Origin of the sequence: Acinetobacter sp. UBA3025, assembly GCF_002367915.1 — a bacterium.
GTDB lineage: Bacteria > Pseudomonadota > Gammaproteobacteria > Pseudomonadales > Moraxellaceae > Acinetobacter.
The window spans coordinates 30,639-31,734 of record NZ_DFDO01000296.1 but is presented as its reverse complement, the minus strand read 5'-3'; the positions used below and the strand labels follow the sequence as shown (position 1 = coordinate 31,734).

At 28.9% G+C, this 1,096-nt stretch carries 1 protein-coding gene; it reads right to left on the bottom strand.

Annotated elements, in window-relative coordinates; genetic code table 11:
- Positions 1–23 precede the first annotated feature (23 nt).
- The coding region (locus tag B4J23_RS12550) for an acyltransferase family protein (protein ID WP_291361036.1) at positions 24–1,096 on the bottom strand (1,073 nt) is incomplete at its 5' end.

Here is a 1,096-nt window from a genome sequence, read left to right as displayed (position 1 = left end):
CGCTCTTCCGATCTTTGTTTTATTCAATTATTTAGCGGTTTTTCAATAAATCTATACATTAAAAAGCTAGCGATTAGAGTGACAATAAATATAAAAAAGGAAAACAGCATTAAGTCCATATTCAATGAAAATATTTTTCTTATATAATTTAAAACCTGTATTTCCAAAACATGCAGCAAGTAAAAAGAAAAACTGATTTCCCCTGCTAACACCATGTATTTATTTGACAAAAACTGGGTAATTATACTTTTTTTCTGAATAACATGAGACAGTGCAAAAATTAAAATAATTGCTGCCATAGGCACCCAATAGTAAATTGAATACCTGTAACTTATATCTATTTTATTATGAAATACAAAGAATAAAATAAAAAGTAAAATAGCCCCTAATTCAAATATAACTACAGGTTGCTTAATTTTGGAATAGCCCACTTTTACTTTTTCAAAAATATCAAACAGGATAATACCCAACAAAAAGTCAGAAAAACGCACATATGGTGAAATATATAACCAATAGTGATCCTGATTTTTATCAAGCTGAATATTTAGAATCAAAATACCTATAAGATAGAATATAAAAATATAACTTCTGATTTTTTCAGAAATCAAAAATGCAAATGGAAACAGCAGGTAGAAGAACATTTCATCCGAGATGCTCCAGGAAGGAGAATTCAATGAGAAATGGATCTCTTCTGAAGTAAAAAAGCTTTGTATCAGAAAAACATGCTGTATTAAATATTCCCAACCCTTGCCAGACTGAGCAAAAGTTAATAAAAATACCAGTGCTGTTGTGGCAATATGTACGGGATATATTCTGGCTAAACGAGAAATATAAAATTCTCTTTTCGAAATATTTCCGATTAAAAACTTTTCTTTATAATTGTAGGCTAAGATAAATCCACTCAAAATGAAGAAAAAGCTGACCCCTAAAAAGCCTTCGTCAAAAATACTATTAAAAATATTGGCATAGTCTGTTTCTTTTAGAAAAGCCAAATGACTCAGAAAAACAAAAAGTGCGAAAAACATACGCAATGATGTAAGCGGCTTAATCACGTCATATATCTCCTTAATATTTATTATTATTTTTTTAATTCTAC